At 43.4% G+C, this 25,991-nt stretch carries 41 protein-coding genes; 22 read left to right on the top strand and 19 right to left on the bottom strand.

Annotated elements, in window-relative coordinates; all coding sequences use genetic code 11:
* Positions 1-143: 143 nt before the first annotated feature.
* Entirely contained in the window at positions 144-284 is a 141-nt protein-coding gene (locus RMX98_RS13940; protein ID WP_322680367.1) for a hypothetical protein, read from the bottom strand.
* A 237-nt stretch (positions 285-521) separates the two neighbouring features.
* Between RMX98_RS13940 and ndhL the strand changes: the two genes are divergently transcribed.
* From ndhL to RMX98_RS13920, 4 genes are all read left to right on the top strand, one after another.
* Positions 522-734, top strand: coding sequence for an NAD(P)H-quinone oxidoreductase subunit L (gene ndhL, locus RMX98_RS13935; protein ID WP_179068468.1), 213 nt, complete (start codon positions 522-524; stop codon positions 732-734).
* Positions 735-758: 24 nt separating this feature from the next.
* Positions 759-1,070, top strand: a complete 312-nt coding sequence (locus tag RMX98_RS13930) for a DUF3007 family protein (RefSeq protein WP_322680366.1) — start codon at positions 759-761, stop codon at positions 1,068-1,070.
* Positions 1,071-1,179: 109 nt separating this feature from the next.
* Entirely contained in the window at positions 1,180-2,007 is an 828-nt protein-coding gene (gene trpA / locus RMX98_RS13925; protein ID WP_322680365.1) for a tryptophan synthase subunit alpha, read from the top strand.
* A 236-nt stretch (positions 2,008-2,243) separates the two neighbouring features.
* A complete protein-coding gene (locus RMX98_RS13920) occupies positions 2,244-2,909 on the top strand; it encodes a heterocyst differentiation related protein (RefSeq protein WP_322680364.1) in 666 nt (221 codons plus the stop codon).
* Positions 2,910-3,068: 159 nt separating this feature from the next.
* On the opposite strand, the gene RMX98_RS13915 is transcribed toward RMX98_RS13920, so the two are convergent.
* A complete protein-coding gene (locus tag RMX98_RS13915) occupies positions 3,069-4,997 on the bottom strand; it encodes a serine/threonine protein kinase (RefSeq protein ID WP_322680363.1) in 1,929 nt (642 codons plus the stop codon).
* 164 nt (positions 4,998-5,161) lie between these two features.
* On the opposite strand from RMX98_RS13915, the gene RMX98_RS13910 reads away from it, so the two are divergent.
* The 3 genes from RMX98_RS13910 (at position 5,162) to RMX98_RS13900 (ending at position 6,251) form a co-directional block, all read left to right on the top strand.
* Entirely contained in the window at positions 5,162-5,650 is a 489-nt protein-coding gene (locus RMX98_RS13910; RefSeq protein ID WP_322680362.1) for a hypothetical protein, read from the top strand.
* A gap of 154 nt (positions 5,651-5,804) precedes the next feature.
* Entirely contained in the window at positions 5,805-6,044 is a 240-nt protein-coding gene (locus RMX98_RS13905; protein WP_322680361.1) for a type II toxin-antitoxin system Phd/YefM family antitoxin, read from the top strand.
* 57 nt (positions 6,045-6,101) lie between these two features.
* On the top strand, positions 6,102-6,251 hold the full coding sequence (locus RMX98_RS13900) for a hypothetical protein (protein WP_322680360.1): 150 nt from the start codon (positions 6,102-6,104) through the stop codon (positions 6,249-6,251).
* A gap of 156 nt (positions 6,252-6,407) precedes the next feature.
* Here RMX98_RS13900 and RMX98_RS13895 read toward each other — a convergent pair whose 3' ends face one another.
* Entirely contained in the window at positions 6,408-6,629 is a 222-nt protein-coding gene (locus tag RMX98_RS13895) for a type II toxin-antitoxin system HicA family toxin (protein WP_322680359.1), read from the bottom strand.
* Positions 6,619-6,825 (bottom strand): type II toxin-antitoxin system HicB family antitoxin, encoded by a 207-nt coding sequence (locus tag RMX98_RS13890; RefSeq protein ID WP_194041677.1) that lies wholly within the window; start codon positions 6,823-6,825, stop codon positions 6,619-6,621. Before RMX98_RS13890 ends, RMX98_RS13895 begins: the two co-directional genes overlap by 11 nt.
* A 136-nt stretch (positions 6,826-6,961) precedes the next feature.
* On the opposite strand from RMX98_RS13890, the gene RMX98_RS13885 reads away from it, so the two are divergent.
* A complete protein-coding gene (locus RMX98_RS13885; RefSeq protein ID WP_322680358.1) occupies positions 6,962-7,957 on the top strand; it encodes a folate-binding protein in 996 nt (331 codons plus the stop codon).
* A gap of 5 nt (positions 7,958-7,962) precedes the next feature.
* Here the strand turns inward: RMX98_RS13885 and RMX98_RS13880 are convergent, their stop codons facing one another.
* From RMX98_RS13880 to RMX98_RS13830, 11 genes are all read right to left on the bottom strand, one after another.
* Entirely contained in the window at positions 7,963-8,943 is a 981-nt protein-coding gene (locus RMX98_RS13880; RefSeq protein ID WP_322680357.1) for a DUF5331 domain-containing protein, read from the bottom strand.
* 48 nt (positions 8,944-8,991) lie between these two features.
* Positions 8,992-9,330 carry a (2Fe-2S) ferredoxin domain-containing protein gene (locus tag RMX98_RS13875; protein WP_322680356.1) on the bottom strand — a complete coding sequence of 113 codons (339 nt, stop codon included), beginning with the start codon at positions 9,328-9,330 and terminating at the stop codon, positions 8,992-8,994.
* A gap of 131 nt (positions 9,331-9,461) precedes the next feature.
* Positions 9,462-10,436 (bottom strand): cysteine synthase A, encoded by a 975-nt coding sequence (locus RMX98_RS13870; RefSeq protein WP_322680355.1) that lies wholly within the window; start codon positions 10,434-10,436, stop codon positions 9,462-9,464.
* 343 nt (positions 10,437-10,779) lie between these two features.
* Positions 10,780-11,979, bottom strand: coding sequence for a transposase (locus RMX98_RS13865; RefSeq protein WP_322680354.1), 1,200 nt, complete (start codon positions 11,977-11,979; stop codon positions 10,780-10,782).
* A gap of 335 nt (positions 11,980-12,314) precedes the next feature.
* Positions 12,315-12,554, bottom strand: a complete 240-nt coding sequence (locus RMX98_RS13860) for a hypothetical protein (RefSeq protein ID WP_322680353.1) — start codon at positions 12,552-12,554, stop codon at positions 12,315-12,317.
* Complete coding sequence (locus RMX98_RS13855) at positions 12,547-13,203, bottom strand: hypothetical protein (protein WP_322680352.1); 657 nt, start codon at positions 13,201-13,203, stop codon at positions 12,547-12,549. The genes RMX98_RS13860 and RMX98_RS13855 overlap by 8 nt, the downstream gene beginning before the upstream one ends.
* Positions 13,204-13,205: 2 nt before the next feature.
* On the bottom strand, positions 13,206-13,559 hold the full coding sequence (locus RMX98_RS13850; protein ID WP_322680351.1) for a hypothetical protein: 354 nt from the start codon (positions 13,557-13,559) through the stop codon (positions 13,206-13,208).
* Positions 13,560-13,650: 91 nt separating this feature from the next.
* Positions 13,651-13,905, bottom strand: coding sequence for a hypothetical protein (locus RMX98_RS13845; RefSeq protein WP_322680350.1), 255 nt, complete (start codon positions 13,903-13,905; stop codon positions 13,651-13,653).
* A 10-nt stretch (positions 13,906-13,915) separates the two neighbouring features.
* Positions 13,916-14,104 (bottom strand): hypothetical protein, encoded by a 189-nt coding sequence (locus RMX98_RS13840; protein ID WP_322680349.1) that lies wholly within the window; start codon positions 14,102-14,104, stop codon positions 13,916-13,918.
* Between the two features lie 103 nt (positions 14,105-14,207).
* On the bottom strand, positions 14,208-14,597 hold the full coding sequence (locus tag RMX98_RS13835) for a hypothetical protein (RefSeq protein WP_322680348.1): 390 nt from the start codon (positions 14,595-14,597) through the stop codon (positions 14,208-14,210).
* 4 nt (positions 14,598-14,601) lie between these two features.
* Positions 14,602-14,781: a hypothetical protein gene (locus tag RMX98_RS13830; RefSeq protein ID WP_322680347.1), complete on the bottom strand. Its 180-nt coding sequence runs from the start codon at positions 14,779-14,781 to the stop codon at positions 14,602-14,604.
* Between the two features lie 276 nt (positions 14,782-15,057).
* Here RMX98_RS13830 and RMX98_RS13825 point away from each other — a divergent pair, with 276 nt between their 5' ends.
* The 4 genes from RMX98_RS13825 (at position 15,058) to RMX98_RS13810 (ending at position 17,148) form a co-directional block, all read left to right on the top strand.
* Positions 15,058-15,465, top strand: a complete 408-nt coding sequence (locus RMX98_RS13825; RefSeq protein ID WP_322680346.1) for a hypothetical protein — start codon at positions 15,058-15,060, stop codon at positions 15,463-15,465.
* Between the two features lie 103 nt (positions 15,466-15,568).
* Positions 15,569-15,814 (top strand): hypothetical protein, encoded by a 246-nt coding sequence (locus tag RMX98_RS13820; RefSeq protein ID WP_322680345.1) that lies wholly within the window; start codon positions 15,569-15,571, stop codon positions 15,812-15,814.
* 66 nt (positions 15,815-15,880) lie between these two features.
* Positions 15,881-16,621, top strand: a complete 741-nt coding sequence (locus RMX98_RS13815; protein ID WP_322680344.1) for a hypothetical protein — start codon at positions 15,881-15,883, stop codon at positions 16,619-16,621.
* A gap of 62 nt (positions 16,622-16,683) precedes the next feature.
* Positions 16,684-17,148 (top strand): DUF4102 domain-containing protein, encoded by a 465-nt coding sequence (locus RMX98_RS13810; RefSeq protein ID WP_322680343.1) that lies wholly within the window; start codon positions 16,684-16,686, stop codon positions 17,146-17,148.
* Here the strand turns inward: RMX98_RS13810 and RMX98_RS13805 are convergent.
* From RMX98_RS13805 to RMX98_RS13795, 3 genes are all read right to left on the bottom strand, one after another.
* Positions 17,042-17,398 (bottom strand): hypothetical protein, encoded by a 357-nt coding sequence (locus RMX98_RS13805; protein WP_322680342.1) that lies wholly within the window; start codon positions 17,396-17,398, stop codon positions 17,042-17,044. The two genes, RMX98_RS13810 and RMX98_RS13805, sit on opposite strands and share 107 nt — an antisense overlap.
* Before the next feature lie 299 nt (positions 17,399-17,697).
* Positions 17,698-17,850: a hypothetical protein gene (locus RMX98_RS13800; protein ID WP_322680341.1), complete on the bottom strand. Its 153-nt coding sequence runs from the start codon at positions 17,848-17,850 to the stop codon at positions 17,698-17,700.
* Positions 17,847-18,431: a tyrosine-type recombinase/integrase gene (locus RMX98_RS13795; protein ID WP_322680340.1), complete on the bottom strand. Its 585-nt coding sequence runs from the start codon at positions 18,429-18,431 to the stop codon at positions 17,847-17,849. Before RMX98_RS13795 ends, RMX98_RS13800 begins: the two co-directional genes overlap by 4 nt.
* 223 nt (positions 18,432-18,654) lie before the next feature.
* Between RMX98_RS13795 and RMX98_RS13790 the strand changes: the two genes are divergently transcribed.
* From RMX98_RS13790 to RMX98_RS13745, 10 genes are all read left to right on the top strand, one after another.
* Entirely contained in the window at positions 18,655-18,960 is a 306-nt protein-coding gene (locus tag RMX98_RS13790; RefSeq protein ID WP_322680339.1) for a glucose-6-phosphate dehydrogenase, read from the top strand.
* A 1-nt stretch (position 18,961) separates the two neighbouring features.
* Positions 18,962-20,584 carry a sulfite exporter TauE/SafE family protein gene (locus RMX98_RS13785; RefSeq protein ID WP_322680338.1) on the top strand — a complete coding sequence of 541 codons (1,623 nt, stop codon included), beginning with the start codon at positions 18,962-18,964 and terminating at the stop codon, positions 20,582-20,584.
* Complete coding sequence (locus RMX98_RS13780) at positions 20,571-21,758, top strand: hypothetical protein (protein WP_322680337.1); 1,188 nt, start codon at positions 20,571-20,573, stop codon at positions 21,756-21,758. Before RMX98_RS13785 ends, RMX98_RS13780 begins: the two co-directional genes overlap by 14 nt.
* 7 nt (positions 21,759-21,765) lie before the next feature.
* Positions 21,766-22,599 (top strand): hypothetical protein, encoded by an 834-nt coding sequence (locus tag RMX98_RS13775; RefSeq protein WP_322680336.1) that lies wholly within the window; start codon positions 21,766-21,768, stop codon positions 22,597-22,599.
* A 102-nt stretch (positions 22,600-22,701) separates the two neighbouring features.
* A complete protein-coding gene (locus tag RMX98_RS13770) occupies positions 22,702-23,298 on the top strand; it encodes a hypothetical protein (RefSeq protein WP_322680335.1) in 597 nt (198 codons plus the stop codon).
* Entirely contained in the window at positions 23,298-23,549 is a 252-nt protein-coding gene (locus tag RMX98_RS13765; protein ID WP_322680334.1) for a hypothetical protein, read from the top strand. The genes RMX98_RS13770 and RMX98_RS13765 overlap by 1 nt, the downstream gene beginning before the upstream one ends.
* Complete coding sequence (locus RMX98_RS13760; protein ID WP_322680333.1) at positions 23,549-24,046, top strand: hypothetical protein; 498 nt, start codon at positions 23,549-23,551, stop codon at positions 24,044-24,046. Before RMX98_RS13765 ends, RMX98_RS13760 begins: the two co-directional genes overlap by 1 nt.
* Complete coding sequence (locus RMX98_RS13755; RefSeq protein ID WP_322680332.1) at positions 24,047-24,712, top strand: hypothetical protein; 666 nt, start codon at positions 24,047-24,049, stop codon at positions 24,710-24,712. It abuts the gene before it with no gap.
* A complete protein-coding gene (locus RMX98_RS13750; protein WP_322680331.1) occupies positions 24,713-25,162 on the top strand; it encodes a hypothetical protein in 450 nt (149 codons plus the stop codon). It begins immediately after the preceding gene.
* Positions 25,163-25,181: 19 nt separating this feature from the next.
* On the top strand, positions 25,182-25,529 hold the full coding sequence (locus RMX98_RS13745) for a hypothetical protein (protein WP_322680330.1): 348 nt from the start codon (positions 25,182-25,184) through the stop codon (positions 25,527-25,529).
* Here RMX98_RS13745 and RMX98_RS13740 read toward each other — a convergent pair.
* A complete protein-coding gene (locus RMX98_RS13740; protein ID WP_322680329.1) occupies positions 25,489-25,785 on the bottom strand; it encodes a hypothetical protein in 297 nt (98 codons plus the stop codon). The two genes, RMX98_RS13745 and RMX98_RS13740, sit on opposite strands and share 41 nt — an antisense overlap.
* Between the last annotated feature and the right edge of the window lie 206 nt (positions 25,786-25,991).

Raw genomic sequence — 25,991 nt, 5'->3', positions numbered from 1 at the left:
CCATGTCTGTTACCAGATTTAGGTTTCCCTGAGTTTGAGAGCTTCCACTTGAGGGATTTCTCCTTCAAGGCTCAATTATTTAAGTCCGTAGCGTCTACCATTCCGCCACACCCCCGCAGGTGTTTGGCAACTAGTATAACTAGTTATTTTGTAGAGGTAGCAAATACCTCCTCATCTATTCCACCATCAATTGTGTCTTTTGTCCAACTAGATTGAAAATATTTTTTCAGATTGTGCGATCGCTTGCCAAAGAAAGGAAGTTTTCTTTGTTTTCTCGTAATCAATCTGAATAAGTTTTCGATCTTGTCTGACCAGAGCATTTTGCTAGTGGTATCCCATAATAGCATGATATTAGCTTTTGTTAATATGTCCGTTGAATTGCTTACAGTAAAAATACCCCAGTTGGGTTTTAGTTGCCTTAGCCGCTTGCAGGGAGCTATGTTGAAAGCATTATGGCTATACTTCTCTGAGTTTGCCTCTTCAGCCTATGATGGAAAACAGAAGCTTAAGACTTGAAACTTATGATTGTCGCCCTGCTGTATCTGATTTTGGCTGGAGCTTACCTTCTGGTAATCCCCATTGCTGTTTTGCTGTACTTGAAGCAGCGCTGGTATGTAGCTAGCTCCATCGAGCGTGTTTTGATGTACTTTTTGGTGTTTTTCTTCTTTCCGGGTCTGTTGGTTCTATCGCCGTTTGTAAATTTTCGACCCCAACGGCGACAAGTTCAAGTTTAACGAAATTGGTAGGTCATAACTCTCATGCGACGGATTGACGCGATTGGAATTGGCTTAGGTGTTTTTATTGCCGGCGGCTTGGCTTATGTAGGATTACAGCTAGTCGGTTTGGATAATCAGAAAGCTGGTATATGGAGCCAAGTCTTACTAATCAGTGGGTTAGTTGGCTGGTTAGCCACCTATTTTTTCCGTGCGGTGGGACAAAAAATGACCTACCACCAACAAAGGGAACAGTACGAGCAAGACTTTCTGCAAAAGCGGTTAGATGAGCTTACTCCCGAAGAACTAGCACAAATTCAAGCCCAAATAGAACAAGAAGAGCAATCTCAGGTGTAAAGTTATCATTGGTCAGTTGTCTCATTTGTCCTTTGTAACTTGCCTAAAGCTAATGACCAATGACTAATGACCACTGACCAATGACCACTGACTATTGACACTTGACTAAATGACTGCGATTTCTGATTGCTTTGAAACCCTTGGGCGCAATCGTGAGTGCGCTCTAATTCCGTTTATTACTGCTGGCGATCCAGATTTAGAAACAACAGCAAAAGCTTTGCAGGTTCTAGATCGTAATGGAGCCGACATTATTGAATTGGGCATACCTTACTCCGATCCTCTGGCTGATGGGCCAGTAATACAAGCTGCTGCTACCCGGGCCTTACAAAGGGGTACGAAGTTAGAGCAAGTGTTGTCAATGCTGCAAGAAATTACTCCCAAATTGCGATCGCCTATTGTCCTATTTACCTACTACAATCCAATTTTGCATCGGGGGATTGAAAAATTTCTTCAACAAATTGCTGCTGCTGGGGTCGCAGGATTGGTAATACCTGACTTACCTTTAGAAGAAGCAGCAGGCTTGCTCAAAGCAGCTAGTGAGATGGGAATTGACGTAATCTTGTTGATAGCTCCCACCAGTTCTGCCCAACGGATCGAAACGATCACTCGTTCTTCCCAAGGATTTATTTATTTAGTCAGCGTCACTGGGGTAACAGGGGTGCGATCGCAACTGGAAAACCGCGTGTCCGATTTACTCAAACAAATTCGTGGTGTTACTGATAAACCCATCGGTGTAGGCTTTGGGATCTCCGAAGCTGCACAAGCCCGTCAAGTAAAGGAATGGGGCGCAGATGCAGCGATCGTGGGTAGCGCTTTTGTGAAACGGTTAGCAGAAGGTACACCAGAACAGGGACTTTCGGCGATCGCCCAATTTTGCCAAAGTCTCAAGGCTGCCATCAAAACCACCAACACCAGCACAAATACTCCTCTTGATTAGACGGAGAAAGTAGATTAAAAAAGTATAACAGTATAGTTTTTCTATCCTTACTTGGTAGACAATTTGACCATTATGGTCTTGAATATTAACATCAGATATCATGATGTAAAAAAACTAGCTGATACAGTAGCTTATAGTTTGAGTATTATGTGAAATCAAGTAGGCATAATTTATGAGTGTGAGAGTGAGTCAGTCAAAAATGATTATAGTTACGTCGCAATCGAGGAGCAAAGGCGATGAGTGAGAGTATGGCGTTTATCGGTGGGGTTGCTGTAGCTGGGCTGGCGGCTCTCGTATTACTCAAAGGAACAAATACCCCCCTACAACCTAACTTCGCTGTTGCTTCGCAAATGCCAGGTGTAGTAGCTCCCCAAGGAATGCAGCCACAAATGTATCCTTATGGGCCTTATGGGCAACCAATCTATCCCAATCAGGTTCAGCCATCGACTGCTACCAGTACTGACCAGCGCCTAGAGATGGAGAAGTTGAACACGCAGATGCAACTGGAGCGTTTAAAAAACGACAATGAACAGCTAAAGTTACAAAATCAACAACTCCAGGGCCAAGTCCAAAATTTCAATACTCAGCAACAGTGGCAATTAGCCCAGCAGAATAACCAGCAAAAAGCAGCAACATTCCAGCCGCAAAATTCTTGGTGGTCTTCACCCATGCTTTGGGCTATAGGAGGCGCAACTCTCACTATTGGTGGTGGTGTTGTCGTTGCTGGGGTATTAGCTTTATTCTCACCACGGCAGCGTCCAGCCCGTACTGTACAAGTAATTCACCCCTACCAAGGAAATACACCTCCCTTGGTTCCAGTCCGTCGCGCCGAGTTTCTGCCTGCTTCGCGGATGGAAGCAAGACGAGTTGAAGCCCAAGAATACGACGAAATGCACGGATAGGGAAAATAAAACCACAAATAAACATCGATTTAAAATCTCGTTTCCAGGTTATACCTGGAAATGTTTTTTATTGGGCTACTGCGGCGAATTTGCAAGGTGATATCAATTCCGGTTAATCACTTATGACTACCACATCTGTGCAAAAAAGGTAAATAAGTGTTAAAAAGCGCTTTTAGGAGTTTCTGTGGTATTGGGACTCTCTGTAGTAGCAGGTTGTTTAGGATCGGGAAGTTTCTGCGGGGTATTTTTCTGATTACCTTGATTTTCTAGCTTAGTTAGTGCCTGTTTTGCCAGATTTTCGGCCGCTTGTTTAAATAATGGTTCTATTCTATTTCGCCAATATTGAGTATTAGGCAGCTTTTCTGGATGGTTTCTATAATCTAAAACTTTATCCCATTTCCCATCATCTATTGCTTTGTTGATCTCATTAGACAAAGCCTCAGCTTTCGCCCAATCTTCCTGCCACTGGGCAATCATTTTACCTGTCTCTTGGATACCAGAAGCAGCATTTGCCGGAATCGATCTCAAAAGTGCGATCGCTCCAACTATATCCCCGGAATCATACTTCTTTTTGGCTTGTTCTATAATATTGGCACTGTTGTCGCTAGGCTGCGATCGTTCTGATTTTCCAGTATCGTCAGTTGACCCCTTCGACTTTTCTGGTAATGCAGTTGCGACATTCTTCGATTTTGGTTTTGGCTTGGGAGTCGGTCGAGTCGCAATCAAGCTACTATCATCTACAATCTTAGTTGCAATGCCCTTTTCACGTAAGCAAGAAGCCCATTCTTGATTATTGACGATCACGGCCGGATGTGCCCAAGCCAAACGGCCAGATTTAAGTTTAATTTCTATCCAACCTGCTTTTGTCCGCTTGCCAGTCACCTCGAAATTGGTGTTATCGGCAACAGTTTGCACAATATTATCAGAATTTATCGAACTAGGTTCAGAACGGATATTAGAATTTCCAACGACAACAGCCGCGCATTTGTTTGCTAAAGCAGTATCCTTACCTGTAAGATTTAAAGCTAAATTTTTCACATTTGGATATACATTTCCTACCAAGGCAGCCGCACCACCCGCCAGTAATATGCCAACTAATATCGGCCAGGGGTCGGATTTACTAGAGTCTTGACGCGCAGGTTTAGCAGGGACAGGATTTGCTGGTGCAACTGCAATAGTTTGCAGCCGAGATACTTGAGGCTGGGATTTGGCTGCTTGGTAACTGGAATTTTTAGCGGCTTCTTGAGGTGTGGAAAGTGCAGGTACAGGACTAATCGCTTCTTTAGATGCTTGCAGTGCTTCCGTGGCGTTTTGGTAGCGGTCTTTGAAATGATAACGTACCATCTTGGACAACACTGCTGCCAGTCGGTAGTTTACGGTTACTGATTGCTGCCAGATGATTTCGCCCGTTTCTGGATCTTCTTGCAATTCTGTTGCCTGTAATCCTGTTAATGCTTGAATGGCAATGATGCCAAGGGAATAGATATCGCTGTTGGGACGAGGTTTACCTTGCCCTTGTTCTGTGGGCATATAGCCAGGAGTGCCAATAACCACTGTGGCAGGGGGTTGTCCGCCCACTGTTACCAGTTGTGTACGCAGTTGTTTCACTGCCCCAAAGTCTACTAAAACTAACTTATTATCTGAGGTGCGGCGGATGATATTATCCGGTTTGATATCGCGGTGAATCACACCTTGGCGATGGACAAATTCGAGAATTTGTAGAACTTCTTGCAATAGTTGAATTACTTGGCTTTCATTCCAGCGCTTACCAGATATAAGTTCCTCAGATAGGGTATGTCCTTCAATATATTCTTGTACTAAATAAAATTCTTGATTTTCGTCAAAGTAGGCTAGCAGCCTCGGTATTTGGTCATGATTGCCCAATTTTTCTAAAGTTTCGGCTTCGCTGTTGAACAAGCGTTTAGCAGTATCAAAAACTCTGGGGTCAGTTCCGGGTTTGAGGTGCTTGACAACGCAGAGGGGATTGCCTGGTCGCCTGGTATCTTGGGCAATGTAGGTTTGACCAAATCCTCCCATTGCGAGGACTCGAATTACTTGGTAACGATGGTCTAGTAACTTGCCTATCATATTTACTCCCCAGAGTTATTACCTAATTTTCCAGCTGGTAATAAATATCTCCAAATTTTCTTCAATGAAATCCGCTATCTTGAGAAAAGATTTAGATTAAAAACGCAGCTTTTTAATAAACGCAGACTGTTTATTTTTCTTTATAGTGCCCCTGTTTATTACCAATGCCACCTAAAATAACAAATCCAGTTGCATGGCAGCAGGCTGAAGTCCTCATGCAGCCTGCTTTCATACGCGTTATCGACAATATCCGCAAGCAGCTTGATGAATCTTCTTGGACGGGAACTTACCACGATGTCCTGATTTGGCCGCCTAACACCACTGATGAAATCAAAGCATTGGTGACTGAGTTGTTGCAAGCAATGGAAACTGCAACGCCCGAAGAAGCAGATGAAATCAGAGGAACTCTCGCTCGTCTGCCGATGCCCCATCCAGGATATCATCTACGTTTGCAGCGTCAACAGCAAGAAGCGAGTATCGATTTATGGGAACTGTGTTATGAGGTGTGTTTTCTTGAATACACACCACAGAAGGAAGTTGCTGATATTGATACTAGTTTAATTGATGAATTCGGTGAAGTCGATTGGCTGCGTTTGGATGCGAAAGCAAAGGAGTTAGTTGAGCAAGCGTTTGCTAAATTGCCAGAGAGTTGAAGCCCTGAAAATAGAATACACGAACAAAGCCCACTTACGTGGGCTTATGAGGTAAGGCGATGCCTATATCATTGAAGAATAATTTTTCTTCGAGCTGAAGCAACTCTTTAGTTACCTGCCAGCAAAGAGTAACACATAAATTAAGGAACAAAAAATGTCTAAGAAAACAAACTACACCGAAGCTTGCAATAATTTTGAAAAAATTTACGAAGAAGCAATTAGCACTCGTGAACCTGTAGTTGTTAATCGTGAAGGTGCAGAAAGTGTATCCGTTATACCTACTGCGGAACTTAACAGCATCATAGAGACAGCATATTTGTTCCAGTCACCTGAGAATGCAGCACGTCTTTTAGATGCTTTACAACGTGTTAAGGCTAAGACTAATATGCCCTAAACTATAGACGAGTTGCGTAAAGAGTTCTCGCTCTACGAAGAAGAGTAAATAAATTCAATGTCGGATAATTTAGAACCAGAAGCACCTCCCCAATCTGAATCTCAAGAGGATAATTTAGAACGCAACCTCGTTTTTGACCCTTGCTATACTATGATGCAAATGTATGGCCGCGCCGAATCACTCAAACTGACCGGATTGCTTACGTAGTAAGTGATGACTGAGTTGAGTTTATTCAGGCGCGATATCATTATGGCGATCGCTAATTTCAATGGAATCTTCAAAAAGAGCGTAGGTGCAGCCCCCCTTCTCTACGAGACGCTCCGCGAACGGCATCGCTTCGCCCCTTTCACCCCTACGCCACCCTTACAAAACCTCAAATTCTTCTGCACTTATCCCAGCTTGTCGTAAAATACTGCCCAGCGTACCGATCATAATTTCTCGATGACGAGGCACGATCGCAGTACGGGTTCCTTCATCGGTAGATTTGGCAAACTTTACGTGACTACCCTTTTGGCTAACTTCCCCAAAGCCTGCTGCTTCTAATCTACGCTTAACCTCACGATAAGGTAATGGTTTAAGCGGCATCTATTTCTACCTGAAGTGTTTTAATTTGAGGAAGAACAGTAGCTACTGGTGGTTCAAAATGCAGTGACAAAGCTTCTTCAAGATTAGCCAATGCCTCAGTTTCAGTCTCGCCCTGGCTAGCAATATCAATCTCCAAACACTGTGCCACAAACCAGTTCCCTTCCTGCCATACACTTGCAGTAAAAGTTCGTTTCATAAGTTTTTATTGTTCGGCACTTTCTTTTGATTTGATTATACGCTACAAGAAAACCGGAGATGCATTGAAGCCACAAACGCTTATTTGCTAAGATTTCCAGTGCGACAACATTGAAACAGGGCGACTTCTCATCACCATGCCAACATCTACAATTGACGATAAAGACGCAGCAGCTATCCAAGCTGCCAAATTTGGGGTTGCTATATGCGATCGCACCGCCTGGGGACGCATCAAAGTCGCTGGCGACGATCGCCTCAATTTCTTACACAACCAAAGTACTAACAATTTCCAAATACTCAAGCCAGGACAAGGTTGTGATACGGTTTTTGTTACTTCCACAGCTAGGACAATTGATTTAGTAACCGCATACGTTAGAGAAGACGCGGTAATCCTGCTGGTTTCACCCAACCGCCGCCAATATCTCATGGAATGGCTGGATAAATATATTTTCTATGCCGACAAGGTGGAATTATCTGATATTACCCCATACACCAACACCTTCAGCCTCATTGGGCCAGGAAGTGACGCTGTTTTAGAAAAGTTGGGTATTGGCGAACTCATTGGACAACCTTACGGAAGTCACAAAGTATACACAATTGCTTCTGCCGAAGGTGTACGGATTGCTGTGGGTAGTGGGTTAGCCGCGCCTGGATACACCTTAACTTTCCCTTATACAGACAAAGAAACGGTGTGGAATAAATTGTTAGAAGCTGGGGCGGTAGAGATGAGCGATCGCGCTTGGGATGCTTTGCGAATTTTACAAGGTCGTCCCGCTCCAGATTCCGAACTCACAGATGATTACAATCCTCTGGAAGTTGGTTTGTGGCAAACAATTTCTTTTACTAAAGGTTGCTATATTGGGCAAGAAACTATCGCCCGATTAAATACATATAAAGGTGTAAAACAACACCTTTTGGGTATCCGCCTCAATGCCCCTGCGTCAGTTGGAAGTGCGATCGCAGTTGGAGATGAAAAGGTCGGCAAACTTACCAGTTACACAGAAACTCCTGATGGTTACTTTGGACTAGGTTACATTCGCACTAAAGCTGGTGGTGTAGGCTTAAAAGTTCAAGTAGGAGAAACTGAGGGTGAAGTCATAGAAATACCGTTTGTTTCTCACGAGTACCCATAAGTAATTCAAGCCAAAATATCTTCTTCTTTATTCCTAGTGCCGTAACAAAATTCATCTACCCAAGAAGCTATACTGCTGGCATTAGTGGTTGATAAATTCACTTTGCTAACATCTTGTGGTTGGATATTCGGTTGTTTGGTGTTGCTTTTAATCTCAGTAGTAACTGCTAGCGATCGCACTGGTTTCCCATTGTTATTAATCTCAGTGGTAATAGCCAACGATGCACCTACAGGGATTCGGCCAGGTGGCGCGTTGCTCTTAACTTCGGTAGCTAATGCCACAGATGGCATAGTTTTGGGTTTGCTTTTAACCTGACTGGTCATTGTCGCCGATGCTCCTGAAGGTAACTGACCAGAGTGCCAGCGTACTGGTTGATATTTCCTTAGCAAACCGGATGATGGCGTTTTCACCGGAGTATCTGGAGAAATTTTAGTAGCAAATGCAACTACCAACTCCGGTTTGCGCGTGCGAACTACCTCAGTAGTAGCTGTAAATGATGGCATAAGTTGATCTGTGCGTGGCGATGTCGAGTCTAGAGTCTTAGCCAGAAAATCAGGCGCAACCTTGCTGCCAGTTACAACCGATGACATATTATCCTCAGAATGCTTGTGATCTAGCGACTCGCTTTCAGCTTGGCTAGTAGCCAGAGAATGTTCTGATTTTATTAAACGTAACTCTTCTTCAACTTGGCTAGTAGCCATAGAATATTCTAATTTTATTAAACGTAACTCTTCATCAGGATTAAAGTTAAGACCTAAAGCGGCGACTATTTTATCTGGATTGTTATTCAGCTCCAGCATAAAAGAAAGTATTTCATTGAACTGGGGTTCCAAAACAGATAGTGTTGCCAAAATAAAACCGGACAAAGGACGGCGCAGGCCATCGTAAGTGCCCCAAATTCGCATTTTGACTAGCCAGGGAATATTTTGCTCGTAGTAACTCAGCCACTTTTGTTTTAAGGATTGACGCAGCTGTTGGATATTCATTGGATGCCTCGCTTCAGTCAACAAGATTGCAGACATTGAGATTATTAATCAGTTTAATTTTTGGGGATGAAACCGATAATAAAGCATCTGTTTGACTATTTGATCGCCTAGCAAATGATGTTCTACCAGTAGAGATACTTCATCTGGTTTAACGCCGCTATACCACACTATATCGGGTAATACCAACACCATCGGCCCATTACCACATTGTCCCAAACAGCTGCTAGCCGTTATCGTTACACCAGGGATTGGTAAAGCTGCAAAAGCTTCTAATACCTTGAGGGCACCTTGCTTTTTACACGTGCGATTTTGACAAACCCGCACACATCTAGGAGAAGAGGGTTTGTCTATTATTGGGAAGTCTGATGGTTGAGTTATGTTTGACATTTTTTAACGTAGACGCAGAGCGGTTTCCCGCAGAGGACACAGAGGCGCAGAGGAAACAGAGGAGAGGGATATGGGGAGATGAGGAAGAATAAATAATCCATGCCCCATGCCCAATGCCCAATTCCTCATAACTAATCTATTGAAAGTCCTTTTGAGGCTAGCCATTCAGGGTTGAAAACCCGTGACTGATACCGGGAACCACTATCACATAAGATGGTGACAATGGTATGTCCTGGACCCAACTGCTTCGCGAGAGCAACAGCTGCCCCAACATTAATACCCGTTGAACCGCCCATTAACAACCCATCTTTCCTGAGCAATTGGTAAACTACCCGCAAAGCTTCTTTGTCATCGATTTGGATGGCATCATCAGCTGGTGCGCCTTCCATATTGGCTGTCACCCGACTGTTACCGATACCTTCGGTGATGGAATTTCCTTCTATCTTGATTTCCCCAGTTTTGACATAGCTATAAAGTCCACTACCCAGTGGATCGGCAACAACACATTTAATCACTGGATTTCGTTCTTTCAAGTACAACGCCACACCAGCAAAAGTACCACCAGTACCAGTTGCAGTTGTCCATGCATCTATTTTACCATCTGTTTGGGCCCAAATTTCCGGGCCTGTGGTTTCGTAGTGGGCGCGGCGGTTGGCTAAATTATCAAACTGATTTGCCCAAATGGCATTTTCCAACTCAGCAGCGACTCGACCAGATAGCTTGACGTAATTGTTCGGGTCTTTGTAAGGTACTGCGGGGACAGTCCGAACTTCTGCCCCTAGTGCTGTCAGTGCGTCGATCTTTTCTTGTGACTGGGTATCGGGAATAATAATTAGGCATTTGTAGCCTTTAGCGTTGCAAATATGTGCTAGTCCAATGCCAGTATTACCTGCGGTTCCTTCTACAACAGTGCCACCAGGTTTGAGTAGCCCTTTTTCTTCTGCGTCTTCAATGATGTAAAGTGCAGCGCGGTCTTTAACGGAACCCCCAGGATTGAGAAATTCTGCTTTAGCAAGGATTTCACACCCTGTTTCTTCGCTGAAGCTGTTTAAGCGAATTAGAGGTGTGTTGCCAACAGCGCCAACGAAGCCATTCTTAATATCCATTTTGACTGTACCTGTGTGAGTATCTATAAAAATTTTGGCTTATAGCACTGGCATAATTTACAACTGATTTGCCTAAAATTCTATGATACTTACACCAACGGCAACCCCGTTGGTGTAATTTTACAATACAAGCAAGCTACGCATAGCGTCTCATTACAAGTATTAAAAGAAAGCCCACCAGCAAGAATCTGAAATCCCTGACTCAACTTTAGTGTAGCGAAATTGCGTAGAAATTTCTGATGCTGCTTGTGATTTGAGATGAAATGCGTAAACGCAAAGTGTTTTATCGCTCAATTTATGGGAGTGCGTACTTTACCGCCGCAAACATCGCTCTTTTTCCGGTTCACTCTAACAATTTATCGTGGGCTTTTACCAGTTCTCTAAATAGCAGCCGCGCTCCTTTGGATGCAATGCGATTCCTGACAAGCTTTACAGGACGACCCGCCGCTTTTTCAGTATCCAACTGTTCACCCAAAGTTTTACCAATATCATTTTTGAGGCGCGCTCGTTTCGGCTCAATGCGAGTAAAAACCCACTGCCATAAAGACTTACGACATAAATCTGAACCGCCAACTACTTTAGCTTTACGGCTATCGCCGGATGCTTCCATTGAGGGAGCAGCGCCGAGGGCTTTTTGAAATCTTCTCAATGAAAGGTGGCGTTTGGTTGGCTTTTTGGAGTTTCGCCCCTGGCGTATCCTCACTTCCGGTTTGCCATCTGCATTTAAGAATCCCTCAATGGGGTATATCTGGGAAATAATCACCGCCGAAAGGCGATCGCCAAATCCAAATTTTTTAAAGACTGCGCGGTAATGCTCAAATCTAGAGTCAGCAAGCAATTGGCGTAATTCTCCCTCAATGACGTGTTCTTCCTTCTGGAGGTCACAGATACGTTTTGCGTGTTCTCGGACAGTATCGGTAATGCCTAGTCCCACGGTTTGCGAGTAGAGGCGGTCATAGCGGCTGCTTTTCTGAACCCCAGCAAGCCAGCCCCAAAGCAAAGGCGCTTCACCAGATTCACCCCGCCGGGATTTCACTAACGCAACTTCTGGAAACTGCCACGCTAAATCCTGACGCGCACGATTCATGATCGGAGATTGCACGCGGTTTAGATGAGCAAGTCTTAATACCAGTTCCCGGATTCTGACTATTTCGCGATCGCGAATTTGCACAAATCGGCGCGGGTCTTGCTGGTAGTCGAAATAATAGCAAGCCAATGCTAAAGCGTCAGCATCATCATCCTTGTCTGGGAGTGCCAAGTGATTTGCTCGATAATTCCTCAGTTCTTTGTGACCAACTAACCGAACTTCTACCCCGGCGCGGGCCAAATGAGTACCCCAAAGCTTGCTGTAGTTATTTCCAGTTGGCTCCAGTAGTGCAATGTCCGCATTGAGCGCGAGTAAATCTTGTATACCTTTTGCGTCAGCGCTCAACTTAAAAAACGGACATTCGTAATAGAATTGACGTGGATCTTCGGGCTTCTCCGTGAGCAGGCAAGCCGAAACCGAGGACTTGCTGACATCAAGTCCCAAAATTCTAATCATTCAGTTCCTCCTGGGTGGTTCTATCTTTATCCCTGATGCCATGCCTGCGAATCACCCGAAGGCCACAACAGCCTAATTCACTCTCAAGGCAATGCCGCAGCGCAAACTGCGGCGACATAGGGAGAAAACAGCGCACTCACAGCAGCCGAGCTTATGAACCGGAGAAAGCCATAAAAGCTTGTTTCTATTAAAAAGCCCTAAGCTGCTGTGTGTATGTGCTGTACGTCGGATTTGGAGTCCGTCCGCGACGTGAGATAAACTCACGTTTCGGCTACTGTGTCAGGTAGCCCGCGCTCTGGGTGGCGCGATCGCAACAATTGCGATTCATCAGGCGGTTATTCCTCGTTGTCAGCTACCAATTCAACCGGGATTCGGCTATTTTCTAGAAGGCTAACCAAGTCAAATAAATCTTCATTAATAGAGTTATCCGATTCATCTGTTGCTGATTCAATCTCACTGATGCAGTGAATCAATTTGTCTAATTCGTACTTAGCTTTGAGTAGTCTGTGGTAAATAAGGTAGTAATCCCACGATGGATCTGGATGTGGAATATCTAAATTTTCTTGGTTATTCATAAATTTCGTCATCATCACCAACTAATGAATATGAGTTTTCCGGGTCAATAATGTTAAGAACATCGGTGAATGCTCTACCGCTCAAAACGTCAAAAACTGAATAGTTACCCTGCGCGATCGCAGTCTCAATTTTCCTCATCTTGAAAGCACGTTTTAGTTCTGGAGTTCTAAGGCGCGGGTCAATGTCCTCAATAGAGTTGATCGGTGGCGGCACTTCATCTCCGTCAATCCACCGTTCGTGCTGACTGTTGTAAAAATCAGCCCAAGCTTTTTTTGATGGTGGCTGTGGTGCAGTTTCAAAAAAATCAGCGAGTTCTTTTTGACGCTGAAACCCCTCAGCATCACAGCTCATGGATTCAACCCACCCATCAGACATTACAAATCCACTTTTGCTTTCGGCTTCCTGTGCTACTTCCTGGACGCTAGCACCTCGGTGGCTGGCAATCAGTTGAGCCAGGGCCCTCGCTTGTGTAATGCTGAGTCGGTCTAGGTCGATCACCCACAGTGGCACATTTGTGCCATTCCTATCGACGACCATCTCTAATGGGAATGGGTCACGCATGGGTATCATGCCGTTGCGGAACAGTCCTAACACTGGCTCGTAAGGACTGCCGGGTTTGAGTTTTACCCAAGTGTCATGTTTGGTCATGATTAAAAGTTCTCGCTAGGATCGTTTTTTGGAGCTTGAGGCGTTTGGTCAAAAGGGATATCAAGATCGTCCTCCTTTGGTGGCTCGTCCTTGATTTTTCCAAGCTTTTTAAGTTCATGTTTGAGTTCGGCAATCTCATCAAGTAACTTTTCTTTTTGGGCCTCAGCCTTCAACATTTGCCTGTTGTATTCCTTGGTTACTGACTCTCGGATCGTGCGCTCAACTGTATCGGCAAGCTGCAAGATAGCAACTTCAGGATCTTCTCCTTCTTCAACTTCTGCAAACAGTTCTAGATGTTTATTTTCGTAGTTTCCGAGATTGAGTACGCGTTTGTAAGAAATGGTTTTAATCTTCATGGTTGTGTGATATTTTTTACTAGTCCAGCTTTGATAGTGTTTGAGTCGACCATGTATCTCACGCGCGAACGCTGCGCGTGAGATGTATGTCTTACACTCCAAGTAGGCGCTGCATTGCTAAACGCTCTTGAGTTAGCCAGGTAGAAAAACGGAGTTCCGCAAAGTAATGTCTGTCTGTTTCGGCTTGAAAATCGATGACTTCCTGTTGAAATTTCAGTCTCTCGTTTCCTTCAAGCGAACTGCAATACTCTATGAGGTATTCTGGTAATTCACAACTGCTATCGTCGGATAATAGCAGGTTAATTAAAGACGAAACTTGTTTACGATTGAGATGTCGAATATACATTTGAATTTTGCTATCCTTGGTTAACTTCCTGTGCTTGGGGTACGTCGTAAACTACCTCAAACACTCCACTACCTTGACGAAAAATGCTTATGTAAGCATCGGCTTCGGTGCGAGTTCGAAGTCTGACAACGCATTTATTTCCACCGTTGTCAAGGCGTTGGAAGATTGCCCACGGTGTTAATTGGTCGCGGTAAGTCATAATTTGAAATTCCTAATTCCTAATTCTGTAGAAAAAACCAGCACAAGCTCTCCAGCCTGCGCTGGCGTAACTTTATAAATGAGAGGTGTTGTTGTTAGTGGGTTTATTGCTGCATAGGCAATCCTCCTCTCTCGACTGGTAAACTTTGCCCGTAACGAACTTGATTAATCAGCGCTTCGATTAATCCTTCCCGGTCAGCTACAGGTAAGGAGCTATTAGCTTGATGCCCCACTACATAGATTTCTTCGCGACATCGCCCCGGTGCTTGGTCACACAATTGAATTGCGATCGCACTAATTAAAAACAGCTTCTCGCGTTTGGTCATGCGCTCAAATGTACTGCCGTACTGCTCCTGGAGCGATTCCAGCAAAGAGCCATCGTTTAAGGTGTAACTAGTAAAGTGTCCGATTGGTTTACTCATTGGTACAATTTCAAAGTTAAATACTATGCATTCGGCGATCGCTCCATAAGACGGTATCGATCGCCTTTTCAATTGCTTATTCCTCGTCGTCTTCCTCCTCATCTTCGGTTTCGCTAATCACCAGAACCAGAGTGTTTTTTCCAGGCAGGTAATCAACGATCGCAAATTCATCTTCGTCATCGTTTCTTATGGCTAGCAGCGCATTAGCAGGGTAGCTTTGCAGCTTTTCAATTAGCTCTAAAACTGTGGTTGTCATCTGGTTTCTAAAGTAAGTGTGCAGACATGAAAATATCACCGCGCAAACGCGTGTTTGCACTCGGTTCTCGGTGATAAAGGGTGTTCCGCGCGGGGCTTACGCAGTGGCGCGGGTGCTTGCTCCGGTTTATTGGGATGCCCTGCAAGGTGGCAGGGGGGAGCTAAAAATAGTTTTCTATGTGAGAAACTAATGTTATGTTAATCATACAGAAAACCTCCTGTCAACAGTTTTCTATATGAGAATTAGTTTTCTGTATGTAAAATGGGTTTACCATATATGAGCAAAAAACATGGCGAGGCCAAAGAAACTGGCGGACGACGCAAAGAACGTGTCCCTATTTCTGAGTCAGAAGGACTGGGAGTTATTCGAGAAGAGGGCGAAAATAATGGGATTGAGCAGGGCAGACCTAGTGGCGAAGATAGCGAGGGGAGATATACCGCTAGGACAGCCGTCTCCTTCGCAGGAGAAAGCGATATTGGAAAAGTATTAGAGCGACTTGAGTTATTGGAGCAAGGTTTCAAATTCTATGTTGGTTCTCATCGCCAACGTCTTGAGGCTCGACTTGACGAAAATAAGAATTTTGCAGAGTCATTTGACGAAGGAATGAGACTGATCAAGGCAGAACTTTATAACATAGCTGCTCAGTCGCTCGAAAAATCTGAAGAATCTGAAGAACCTGAATAAAACCGTCCTGCCACTGTGGTATGGGCGGTTTTGTTTTGCGATCGCGATTGGGGTGCATTGTGCGATCGTGCAGCGCTAACTAATAACCAATGACCAATGACCAATGACTAAATCAAAAATCACATCAAAAGTAGTTCGAGCTAAAAGCCTTGCTATCTATGAGTTAGAGAAATTTATCGATTATATCCGCACGATTAACCCAGAATTGGAACCCGACCAAGCGATCGTGTTGACAGCATTTGTCTTAGCCGATCTGCCAAACCTATTCAAGCAAAATCCTGAGCTAGTGGATCGGATAAAAGAGATAGCGACCGACATCAAGCTAAAACGCCAACCACCACTGAACTAAAAAACCAAAAAGCCACCAGAAGATTTAGCGATCAAGGTGGCTCTCGGATAAATAACTAATAGTATTATGCCAGAAAATACATACAAAATCAATCTTCCGTGGACAGAAGAACACGAAGCATACTGTTACAAACACCATATTCCACCTGCTGCAAAAATTCTTTGGCAGTGGTTGATGAGACAAGGGCAAATTGCTAGTGAGATAGAACCAGATTTATCAGAATTTAATACCTGGGTAGCCAAGACTAGGGGCAAACCTTATGCTCACAATTACCTCAAAAAGATATTTGAAATACTGGTATCATGCCGTGTTTTACAAGTAATTAAACAATACTCTTGGAAGATAACCAAGTTACTTGTAAGACCATTGTCATGGTTAAATCCACCCAAAAAGCCGCGAGAAAAAAAGTTATATAACCATAACTCTAGTTACACTTCACCCCCCTCAAATGGTATCTCAGTCGAACAAGGGGTTAACAGCAGCAGCAATAATATTACTCCTACAACCGCCGAATTTGAGGAGCTAGAAAAACAACACGAAATACTGAGCGTTTGTGCTGAGTACGAAATATACTTTGATCCAAACAAACGCACAACTAGACAACTCTTTGAGTTTGATATTGAAGATGTGCGATTAGCTCTTAAGCACTTTGTTAAACGTGGTGGAAATCAAGCAATTAACAATCCTCAAGGATGGTTAATCAATTGTTTGCATAACTGTTACTGGGAAGACGAAGCGCTTAAGTTATCTGGATTTTTGCAACTCATGAAATCTTGGTTCCCTAGCAACCTCCCAAGGGATTACTAGGGAATAACTGCATAAAAAAACTGCCCTCATAGAGAGCAGCGACCATAATAACCAGTTTGATTATGAACCAACCTACACTTTTTGATTTACAAGCTTTCACTAAGGTTGATGCTCCTGTTTACGTTCACGATCCGTTCTGGGATGAACTCACCCCCCAAAAGTCACATAGTGTTGGGGGGCAAATCTCAGACTTGGAATCTCCGTGTAAAAGTGTTGGGGAGCAAGTTGTAACTGATACTCAAAAATCTGCCCCCCAACACGATACTCACTGGGTAGAGAAGTATTGGGTAGAGCGCTCTGGAAATAGATATTGGTATTTTCGGTACTGCTGGATGGTGGGCCGCAAAATTAACCGCCTTTACCTGGGAAGTGTAAATAGCACAAAGTCCAAGCGCAAAAAGGCAGATGTAGAAATTGCGATTAGCGAGGGACACTCACCTCAGGAGATTGAAGAGTTGATTCGTCAGCAGCGTGGTGAAGCGCGATCGCAGTCCGAAATCGTCGCAGTTCATCCCAGCGCCGACTAGTAGTCGAGCCAGTACTGCTGTACTGATTTGGGTGAAATTCTGCAATTCGCTGTTCCACATACCGATCGATCAGTAGGAGAATTGTTTTTTGTAAAACTTCCCGATCTAAAGGAACTTGTCCACAATCCAATGCACGAGCGAATTCCATTATTTGTTGCTCAAGTGCAACGGGCACGCGAATATGTTTAGTATTGCCGTGGTTCCATTGAGAATTCCAAGTTGTACCTCTGCGGCCGCCTTTGCCTGCCATACCTAACCTCAAATGCTTGCCACACGAACTTTATCAGCCTGTATTGCGCGTGACAAGGCAATGCTCACTAGTGTCAAGCATTCTCAATAAGTAGAAGCTGCGCTGGGGCCTCGTCAGGCAGGAGCGAAAGCATTGATTTTTCGTGATAAAAGTGCTTTAAAGCAAATTTTTTATTGGGAGTGAATTTCATTAAGCATTCAATTCCCCATAAAAAGCGATCGCCTGCTTTATTGGCGATCGCCATTTTTGCATCTAAAAGTGTGATGAATAATGAGCTTATCCGCTCTGATCGTGCTTTGTCACAGATTTGGGTAAACCCGGTCTACTTCGTCCCATGCTTGATTGGTGAGATTTTCCAGTGCCATAGCCAAATACACAGGATGATCGTATTCCCCTTTCTGCAAGCGCTCAAAGAAAATCTCAATTTGCAGGAATAGGAGGTTGGGGTTCATAGAGTTGCGATCGCGCCTCTTCTCTCATCCGCCTCTATTTCAAAGTAGGGGTCAAGCCCTTTATTATCGCGGTGTCCGGTGAATGTGCGAATAATTTCTTTTTCGATGCCATTTCTTCTCAATCGGTTTACAAAGCTCCTTCGCATAGTATGAGTAGAAATACCCTTGGCTTCATACCCTGCTTTTTCCACCGCAGCCATCAAAATGTTGTAAGCGTTTTTCCAAACAATTGGTTTTGTCCCGCATCTTGAGGGGAACAACCATTCACTACTTGTTTTTGGCTCGTATCGCTCCAAAGACTCCTTCAGTGTTGGATGTACTGGAATTTCTGTAGTATCGGCTGTTCCATCTGGCCGATGTTTCCTGATAATTGCAGGAAAGATGATATCCGTTTTAGGAATGCCTGGCTGATCGTAAACATCACTTACCCTCAGCTTTACGAGGGCCCCCCAGCACTCCCCAGTGAACCATCCAAGGTCTAAAAGCAGTTTGTATTTTTCTGTCAAAATTTTTCGCCGGATTTTAGAATATTCAGCATCTGTGATTACAGCAGCTTTCCCAATTCTGTTATTCTTTGGCATAGATATAAAAGAAATGAACTTCGCGTATTCCGCTTTTACCTGGTTCAGAGGTGAAAGTGGAATTTCCTAAATGTTCACTATTAGTAAATATTCGCTCAATCCTATTCCTGGTAATGGATACACGACATCAGTGAATATTCCACTTCTACATAAAAGTGGAATATTTACGATTTTTTTCATTAGCAATACAACGGGAGAGTAGCTATTTAAAAATCATAAAAAGATGACCACTATCGTACTTGCGACAGACATTCCTTCCCAGATCAATACTTTAGAAAAGCTACATGCGTGGTCGGGGATGGCCCTTTTTAATATAAATTCTGGCTTGACTGTGGTTGAAGGGGTAGGTTACAGCGAACGCGCTGCCCAATATGGCAATTACTGGGTAGCAGCCGACAGTAAAACGCGGGCGATTGTTCGCGCTTCTCTCGCTGTTGACCCCACGTACCTGAACGCTACGGGTAAACCCTGGACGTTCATACAGGAATTATCCCAAACCACCCTACCAAGCAACTTCAAGTCGAACTAACATGGCTGACGCTATTAATCCCCGACAGTTCACCTCGCTGGACTATGCTGACGCTGATATGTACGGGGCATTACTACAGCGTCCAGCGACAGGCGTGCCACTAGCAAAACCTTTACCAGTGCGAGAGATCAATAGGCAGAACGCGAGCGAGATCGCGGCGGAAAAACGCCTATGGCAGGAAGAGACGGCACGTAATGCCGAGTATTTTCGTCAGCAAAAGGATGCGGCAATCGCACGCGAGGCAGAGATAACCCGACGGGAGGCAGCGCAAAGACAAGCAATTGCTAACAGAATTTCTGGCAGCGACGCACCGCAAATACAGCCAGCAAAATCCGATTCCCTGCTATCGCAAATTCAGCGCTCAACGCCTGAACGTCAACCACCACCATCAACAGGTAGCCCGCCCCCGACAATTAACGGCACGGCAGCACGCGCTGACTCCCTTGTAGAACCAACAGCCATGCCACGCCCAGCTACATTACGCGAGGGAATCGGGAATGCTGTCGGCAGTATCGGTCAGTCATTACCAAAGACGTTACCGCAATCGGCGGGTAGGTTTCTTATACCTGGCGTTGGCGCTGGCTTGACGTTCGCGGGTGCATTAATCGCTGGACAATCAGTGCAGCAAGCAGCTACAAGTACTGCGATCGTAACTGGGGCAAGCGTCGCCGGCGGACTGATTGGTACAGCCGTTGCCGGTCCGATTGGCGGATACGTTGGCTCAATGATCGGTGGCTTTGCCGGCGGGTATCTTGCAAATGCCTTATTGCCAACTGCTTTACCATCAACGGCAGCAGCGCAAGAGGTAAGTGTACCCAATTATCAGCCGTTTGTCGGTGGTCAGGGTAGCGGCGTATCATATCGCATCCGTTTTGCTTACCCAAGCTCTAATAATTCCATTTTCTACAGCGTATCCGCGCCGATCAACGGAGCGATTACAAAGATAAATATCGTACTAAACGGCGATAAAAGTGCATACAACATATCCATCACCTATGCAAATGGCGCTATAACAGACACGACATCGAATGTTGGCACGCCACCATATGTGCCATACGTTGATCTCATTTACCGAACCGATGGGCTACCGGAAGTATCACCTGATACGAGAACGCCAACCGCGCCACCCCCAGATAATACACCGTACAGATACAACTCACCATCGCCTATTGGGAGCGACAACACTATTCCCTCTGGCAAGCCAGCCGCAGGATTGAACAAAGGCAAGGATAGGCAGATTGCTCCATCTATGCCAAGCAATAACACGCCGAACGGTGCGGCTGGGTGGACTGGGCATGGTGGACTAGCGCCAAGCTACTTACCAAATCCTACACAGCAGCTACAAGGATTGCCAGGACTACTGCCACAGCAGCAACAATTACGACAACCGTTGCCATTTGCCGAACCGGAGGATATGCCGTTTCCGCGTTTGCTTTCAAATAACAATAATCCGTACCTTAACGGTTCGCCAGGAATACTTTCAAGTACAGACGGTGTAACGACAATTGACCCAGCAGACGGAAGTAGTCTATTGGCGCGGATATCATCACCAGCATCAAATACAAGTCCAACGATCGCACCGAGCAGTACGCCACAGTACGGCCCAGCCCGTGCCAATAAATGATGCAGTATCACCTACACCGAAGGCAAACAGTTTCCCAGCAGCCGAAACAGCAGATGACACAGCCAGACGCAAACAGGCGGAAGACAACGCCGCAACCAAAAAAGCTATACAAGACTCATTGGGGCAACTAACAGGCGTTGCATCTGCAATTGCTGCTTTAACACCAGCTATACAGGGATTGCCGGATGCGATCGCAAATAACCCGAATGTCCGCGCTGCAAACCGTGATGATGTACAGGGTGCTGTGTGTGAAATTTCTCAGCCTACAGGATGCCTTGGCGCTCCCATTAAAAAAGCTGAGGATGCAGCAAATGCTAACGGGACAAAGATTGATGGTATCAACGACAAACTAAATGCTCTTGGCTTGGCAGGACAAGGCGTTGATTTAGGTTTGCTCACGATCATAAATAATAAGCTTGGCGATCAAGTGCCTGGTGGTATTGCAGGTAAATTAACTCGTTTTACTCAATGGTTGCAGCTTGATAGAGCTTTAAATGTTTTGATTTTTGTAGCTACGGTGCAAAATCATTTAATGCTATCTCGTGATATTGGGACAACATTGCTTAGTGCTTTTAGTAATGGACTTTCTTTAATCGGCTTAAAAGATGATTCTGGGCAATCCTTTGACCTTGGAAGCATTATAAGTTCTAGCGTAGAAAATATAGTAAAAGGCATTGTAGGAACTGACAACTATACCACTCTCACAGAAACTTGGGCTAAGGCAAATAGAATTTATCAAGCTACAAACAATGTCATAAATTCATTTCAAAATATATCAAACGCTATCCTTGGTGGAATGGAATTAATCGGGAGCTACACCGGGAAAATTGGTAATGCTCTAAAGAAAGGCGGCGAAGTGCTTGATAATGCTTATGGCTGGATGAATCCACAGCCTAAATTTAATCGCATCAGCCAAGGATTAGAAAAACTTAATCAGGGCGCTTCGACAATTCAACAAGTCACTCAAGCTCCGCTTGATGTAGTTAATGCGGTAACTGAATTGCAAACGGCTAATACAGAATTAATTAAATCCTTCAAAGAAGATGATAAGCCAGAGAATAATTCTACACCGATACCGGAGCCAGATAAATTAAAAGCCGATGAATTAGCCGCAAAACTTAATAGCAGAATTTCCAATATATTACCTGATGATTTGTTTAATGCAGCAGATTAAATGAAGTATGACATTACCTGACGATCATAACCCCAAAGAATTTTTACAAGATGTTTTTAAAAAGTCAGCAAATAAAGAAGTAGCTAGATTTTTTGGTGATTTGGGCGAAAACTGGGAATTATCACTAGCAGACGGAAGAAGCCAACTTAGAACAGCTTGCACTCATCAAGAGAATGATACTACTGAAATGACTAATCTTAGGCACTCTTTGCTTTATGACATTCTTGGATACAGCAAGAATGGATTAGTACTATTTTATGGTAGTAAAGAGAGTCAAGAACCGCCAGTCATTGGACACCCAAAAATAGTTTTTTATTTTTCTCAAGACGCGCAAGCCGTACCAAATGAAGAATATAAAGCTGACGCTGAATACAGCGTTAGGCTGATGACACTAGAAAATACTTCTAGCAATTTACATTCTAAACTTTTAGAAATAGCTAACGAAATTAAAGTGCAGTTTGTAGATGCGAAAAAGGGAATTGTTCTTACCAAAGGGAATTTATGCGTTTCATACAAAGATGTAGAGCATGGCTTTGCTAATGGGTCAAAAATATTAACTAATACTGAAGGCGATGCAATAGATATTTATAGGCGTATTTGCAATACAATTGACGCTCCCTTTGATGAAACCAAAATTACTGTACATAACCCTAAAAAACCTAGCACTATTGGATTATCTAGCGGTACTCAGATAATTATGGGCAAAGTACGTAAAAAACGTGCCTATCGTCGTGTGGTCAACGTGCGATTTCGGTATGCTTACGCACTTATACCTGGCGAACCACAACCAGTGTTTTTAATAGATACGACTTATAAATATGCTCCTTTAGTCAAACTTTAAACCACGCTAAAAACAAGGAAAATATAATATATTTCCGAAAAATAAACCACGCTAAAACCGTTGCTATAGTTGAGCCACAACTAAGTTTTTTTCAAAAACAAAATGGCTTATAAAGACATTAGTCGTGGTGTTCGCCTAGCCGCCGATCACGCTAAATATATGACATGGCTAGATAAAAATACAGCAGAAAGACAGGCAGCGTATGCAGCTATTACAACCCCTGCCAATAGGGTAAAAACTGAGCGAGTTTCTGGCTATATTATCCCTTTTGATCAAAATGGATCGGGGCTGGTTTATCTTGCCGCAAGATTAATCTCAGCTACTCAATCTGGTAGAGGATCAGCCCTTGCTACTGCCATAAAGGGACTAGTTGATGAGTTTACTTTCAGTACTACTGAAGTCGCCGCCCTAACAACTCCTGATGTTCTTGATAATGTTAAAAAATTCAAGTTTGCGAAACTCACAGTTATCCAACGAGTGCAGACAGCCACCGTTAAAGAATCTTCTCGAATTACAGGAAGACAATATTACAGACATGAAAATGATTCTGTTACCGCTAATTTTGGGAAGAAAGTAGCTGCTGATACCTACGATAGTGTTGTTACTGCTATCAAGGCAAAACCTGCATTTAATGGATTATTTACTGGTAGCGAGAATGCTTTAGCTAGCAAATATCGCTTCGTTCCAGAAGGTGCGTAATGTCTATCGCTTCTGATAATAATTTGTTGTGGGTTCCCTCAGACATCGGCGATTTATTAACTGTATCTGTTGATGGACTGGCTGATGATTCCACTGCTCAAGGAATGCTCGTCATCAATGGTGCAGCTAGTCAGTGGCTTTCTGGAGCAATGGATGACTGCACTTACTTTGAGTTACTAGATCATTACGGCATCGACCCGTTTGGCTTTGTTGGTGAAGTTGAAGAACACATGCAACTTTTGATGAGGTAATGACTCGTACTTTACAACTGGGTAACGCTGATAACTGGGAACAGATTTATCACACAACAGTTGCAGCTGTTACCCTTAATTCTCGCATTCATAATCCTATACCAGAAATCACAGTACCACTCTTGCTAGAAACTCACGTTTTAGCTGTTTATGTCACAACTGATATTCCAGAGGGTAGAAAGTGGAATTTTGCTGGTTTTCTGAATCAAAAATTTGAACTGGGTTTAACTGTTGGGGGAACCCCTGAAGCTGATGAACTTTCAAGACGTAAGCTTTGGCTTAACAGAATTAAGCTAGTTATCCTTCCAAAGATAACTTCTAACTATGCTATTTCTTTTAATGTTCCTGAGTGGTTTAAAAATGTTAATTTAACTGTTTGGCAATATGTTGGGGCGGATTATGATTCTGTTGAACAATCTTTGACATCAGATATACAACCAGCCTTAGCGCGAATCGAACAGAAAATTAATGATATTTCTAACTATGGCGCTGGGTAAATGAGTTGGCAGAACTTAGGTACTTTTAATTTAAGCAAGAGTTGGTTAATAGTACCTTCTGTTGGAGATGTTTTCCGAGTTAAACATTCTCTCTCGTCTCAGTATGATGGCAAGTACTTAAAAGCTGTTATTGCTAAGGCTTTTAGTGAAAATGGTGAAATTAATATTTACAGCCCTCAAAGACTTAGTTATAGACTTTTGGAAACCGAACTTTTCTATTTTCCTAAAGATGTAGTTGGAGAGGGCATAGGCTTTTTACGTCTAGATGACACAGATGTAAGTTGGTCAATTAATGTTCAGGTTTATCAGGAAAATATGTTTTACTCTTCGATTAACAAAACAGCAGCCACCAACGCTCAACCTGCTAATGACGCTAGTGTTACGACTTCCAAAACCTTAATTGTTAATGAAAAATCGGATGGCAATCGGCACTCGTGCCTATTTACTAATACAGGCCCTTCAACTGTATATTTTAAGTACGTCCCAATTGGGGTTGATTATACTACTAATACTGTTACCGTTTCTGCTACTAGCTACGATTTTTCGTTAGCTCCCGGAGAAAAGTTTCTTGATGATAATTCTAGTCAAAATGCAGTTGTAGGTATCTGTACAGGAGTGGTAACAACGACTGCTAAGGTTAAAGTTACTGAATATATTTATTCTTAAATGAATACTACACAATCTACAATAGCTGTTACTAACTCTTCTCCTCAAGGAGTTACATTAACCCTGGAAGGTACAGGTATAATTTTAGGAATCTTGGTTAGTGTCTCTGTACTATCCGGCGTTGCATATAAAGTGATAACCAGCGTTAATAAAATTTCTTTGTCGATTGAGAATATTGAAAAAGAAATGAATAGTTATGCGGGACACGCAAAACAAATTACTGACCTATCTCATCGGGTTGATTTACATATTCAAGATTATGTAAATCGAAAAGACACAATAACTTTATTGGTGGGAGGATTAAAGGAAGTTTTGGAACACCGAACCAACCGCCTTTATACTTCCATGAAAGATATCGAAGCTTATTTGCAAAAAAGTGGAACTTTTAAAATCCGCGAATTCCAAGATTTGCGCGATATGAACGAAGATAAACCATTTGACAAACTTTAATTAATTCAGGAATTCAAAAATGATATTAACGATTGAACAATTAACAACGGAATTAGAAACCTGGGATAACTTCAAAGCTTATTTAGAAAGCTTGCCCAGCAATCAGGTGGGCGGTTTAACAGCTAACGCTAAATTTCACCCAGTAGGTCTTTACCTGCGGATTAAGTATCAAAATAAAAGCGTTGATGTTAATCCGGTTTTATCCGCAATTGACGATTGTGAAGTTCTCACGCCAATTTGGATCAGAAAATATCTCGACTTTTTCTTAGGTAGACAAGAGGAAGAGGCATACTCTGTTCAAACTTGCCTGAATTTACTTGACCGGATTATTGAGGATTTGTCCCCTCCCGTTGAACAACCAGAATAAGCCATTTGTCTAGTTCAATAAACACTTCTGATTTTTGCTGTTCATCCCACATCCACCAACCACCAGCTAACCCAGCATAGAAATTAAAATCAGCTATTTCTCTTAAGGTGAGGTCGTCAGAGCAGGATCTCACCTTTTTCCATAAGATAAATTCCAGATCAGAAAGCCAGCGAGCAGACCACATTCTTTCTGAAAAGCTGGTCATCATCTCCCAAATCATTTGTTTTGGGTCTTCTGCAATTTTTGATTCTTCCATAAAACGGTTAATAGTCTCTGGTCGTCTGTTAAGGATATAAGCCAGTCCGTCAGCTATTTATTAATCTGGGGATTCAGGGTAACTGAAACTTTTTCGCACACTCTAGACAAAGTAAGTTTTTGCCCACCAATTTGAGGTTGCAGTACTTGCCACACTTAAAGCAAGTACCTTCTAGATGGATTGTTCCGACTTTGACTTTCACTTTC

Origin of the sequence: Nostoc sp. DedQUE02, from assembly GCF_034531035.1 — a bacterium.
Lineage (GTDB): Bacteria > Cyanobacteriota > Cyanobacteriia > Cyanobacteriales > Nostocaceae > Nostoc.
Note: the sequence above shows the minus strand (reverse complement) of the source record. Positions and strands in the feature narration are given on the sequence as shown.

Coding starts and splice junctions, on each gene's coding strand:
- RMX98_RS13775 (WP_322680336.1), top strand. CDS start 21,766: ATGACATTACCTGACGATCATAACCCCAAAGAATTTTTACAAGATGTT.
- RMX98_RS13885 (WP_322680358.1), top strand. CDS start 6,962: ATGCCAACATCTACAATTGACGATAAAGACGCAGCAGCTATCCAAGCT.
- RMX98_RS13905 (WP_322680361.1), top strand. CDS start 5,805: ATGTCTAAGAAAACAAACTACACCGAAGCTTGCAATAATTTTGAAAAA.
- RMX98_RS13770 (WP_322680335.1), top strand. CDS start 22,702: ATGGCTTATAAAGACATTAGTCGTGGTGTTCGCCTAGCCGCCGATCAC.
- RMX98_RS13755 (WP_322680332.1), top strand. CDS start 24,047: ATGAGTTGGCAGAACTTAGGTACTTTTAATTTAAGCAAGAGTTGGTTA.
- RMX98_RS13850 (WP_322680351.1), bottom strand. CDS start 13,559: ATGAAGATTAAAACCATTTCTTACAAACGCGTACTCAATCTCGGAAAC.
- RMX98_RS13760 (WP_322680333.1), top strand. CDS start 23,549: ATGACTCGTACTTTACAACTGGGTAACGCTGATAACTGGGAACAGATT.
- RMX98_RS13870 (WP_322680355.1), bottom strand. CDS start 10,436: ATGGATATTAAGAATGGCTTCGTTGGCGCTGTTGGCAACACACCTCTA.
- RMX98_RS13830 (WP_322680347.1), bottom strand. CDS start 14,781: ATGACAACCACAGTTTTAGAGCTAATTGAAAAGCTGCAAAGCTACCCT.
- RMX98_RS13920 (WP_322680364.1), top strand. CDS start 2,244: ATGAGTGAGAGTATGGCGTTTATCGGTGGGGTTGCTGTAGCTGGGCTG.
- RMX98_RS13890 (WP_194041677.1), bottom strand. CDS start 6,825: ATGAAACGAACTTTTACTGCAAGTGTATGGCAGGAAGGGAACTGGTTT.
- RMX98_RS13815 (WP_322680344.1), top strand. CDS start 15,881: ATGCCAGAAAATACATACAAAATCAATCTTCCGTGGACAGAAGAACAC.
- RMX98_RS13820 (WP_322680345.1), top strand. CDS start 15,569: ATGACTAAATCAAAAATCACATCAAAAGTAGTTCGAGCTAAAAGCCTT.
- trpA (WP_322680365.1), top strand. CDS start 1,180: ATGACTGCGATTTCTGATTGCTTTGAAACCCTTGGGCGCAATCGTGAG.
- RMX98_RS13785 (WP_322680338.1), top strand. CDS start 18,962: ATGGCTGACGCTATTAATCCCCGACAGTTCACCTCGCTGGACTATGCT.
- RMX98_RS13750 (WP_322680331.1), top strand. CDS start 24,713: ATGAATACTACACAATCTACAATAGCTGTTACTAACTCTTCTCCTCAA.
- RMX98_RS13840 (WP_322680349.1), bottom strand. CDS start 14,104: ATGACTTACCGCGACCAATTAACACCGTGGGCAATCTTCCAACGCCTT.
- RMX98_RS13910 (WP_322680362.1), top strand. CDS start 5,162: ATGCCACCTAAAATAACAAATCCAGTTGCATGGCAGCAGGCTGAAGTC.
- RMX98_RS13800 (WP_322680341.1), bottom strand. CDS start 17,850: ATGAACCCCAACCTCCTATTCCTGCAAATTGAGATTTTCTTTGAGCGC.
- RMX98_RS13915 (WP_322680363.1), bottom strand. CDS start 4,997: ATGATAGGCAAGTTACTAGACCATCGTTACCAAGTAATTCGAGTCCTC.
- RMX98_RS13900 (WP_322680360.1), top strand. CDS start 6,102: ATGTCGGATAATTTAGAACCAGAAGCACCTCCCCAATCTGAATCTCAA.
- RMX98_RS13875 (WP_322680356.1), bottom strand. CDS start 9,330: ATGTCAAACATAACTCAACCATCAGACTTCCCAATAATAGACAAACCC.
- RMX98_RS13765 (WP_322680334.1), top strand. CDS start 23,298: ATGTCTATCGCTTCTGATAATAATTTGTTGTGGGTTCCCTCAGACATC.
- ndhL (WP_179068468.1), top strand. CDS start 522: ATGATTGTCGCCCTGCTGTATCTGATTTTGGCTGGAGCTTACCTTCTG.
- RMX98_RS13855 (WP_322680352.1), bottom strand. CDS start 13,203: ATGACCAAACATGACACTTGGGTAAAACTCAAACCCGGCAGTCCTTAC.
- RMX98_RS13860 (WP_322680353.1), bottom strand. CDS start 12,554: ATGAATAACCAAGAAAATTTAGATATTCCACATCCAGATCCATCGTGG.
- RMX98_RS13895 (WP_322680359.1), bottom strand. CDS start 6,629: ATGCCGCTTAAACCATTACCTTATCGTGAGGTTAAGCGTAGATTAGAA.
- RMX98_RS13805 (WP_322680342.1), bottom strand. CDS start 17,398: ATGGCAGGCAAAGGCGGCCGCAGAGGTACAACTTGGAATTCTCAATGG.
- RMX98_RS13865 (WP_322680354.1), bottom strand. CDS start 11,979: ATGATTAGAATTTTGGGACTTGATGTCAGCAAGTCCTCGGTTTCGGCT.
- RMX98_RS13825 (WP_322680346.1), top strand. CDS start 15,058: ATGAGCAAAAAACATGGCGAGGCCAAAGAAACTGGCGGACGACGCAAA.
- RMX98_RS13790 (WP_322680339.1), top strand. CDS start 18,655: ATGACCACTATCGTACTTGCGACAGACATTCCTTCCCAGATCAATACT.
- RMX98_RS13880 (WP_322680357.1), bottom strand. CDS start 8,943: ATGAATATCCAACAGCTGCGTCAATCCTTAAAACAAAAGTGGCTGAGT.
- RMX98_RS13740 (WP_322680329.1), bottom strand. CDS start 25,785: ATGGAAGAATCAAAAATTGCAGAAGACCCAAAACAAATGATTTGGGAG.
- RMX98_RS13930 (WP_322680366.1), top strand. CDS start 759: ATGCGACGGATTGACGCGATTGGAATTGGCTTAGGTGTTTTTATTGCC.
- RMX98_RS13745 (WP_322680330.1), top strand. CDS start 25,182: ATGATATTAACGATTGAACAATTAACAACGGAATTAGAAACCTGGGAT.
- RMX98_RS13795 (WP_322680340.1), bottom strand. CDS start 18,431: ATGCCAAAGAATAACAGAATTGGGAAAGCTGCTGTAATCACAGATGCT.
- RMX98_RS13845 (WP_322680350.1), bottom strand. CDS start 13,905: ATGTATATTCGACATCTCAATCGTAAACAAGTTTCGTCTTTAATTAAC.
- RMX98_RS13810 (WP_322680343.1), top strand. CDS start 16,684: ATGAACCAACCTACACTTTTTGATTTACAAGCTTTCACTAAGGTTGAT.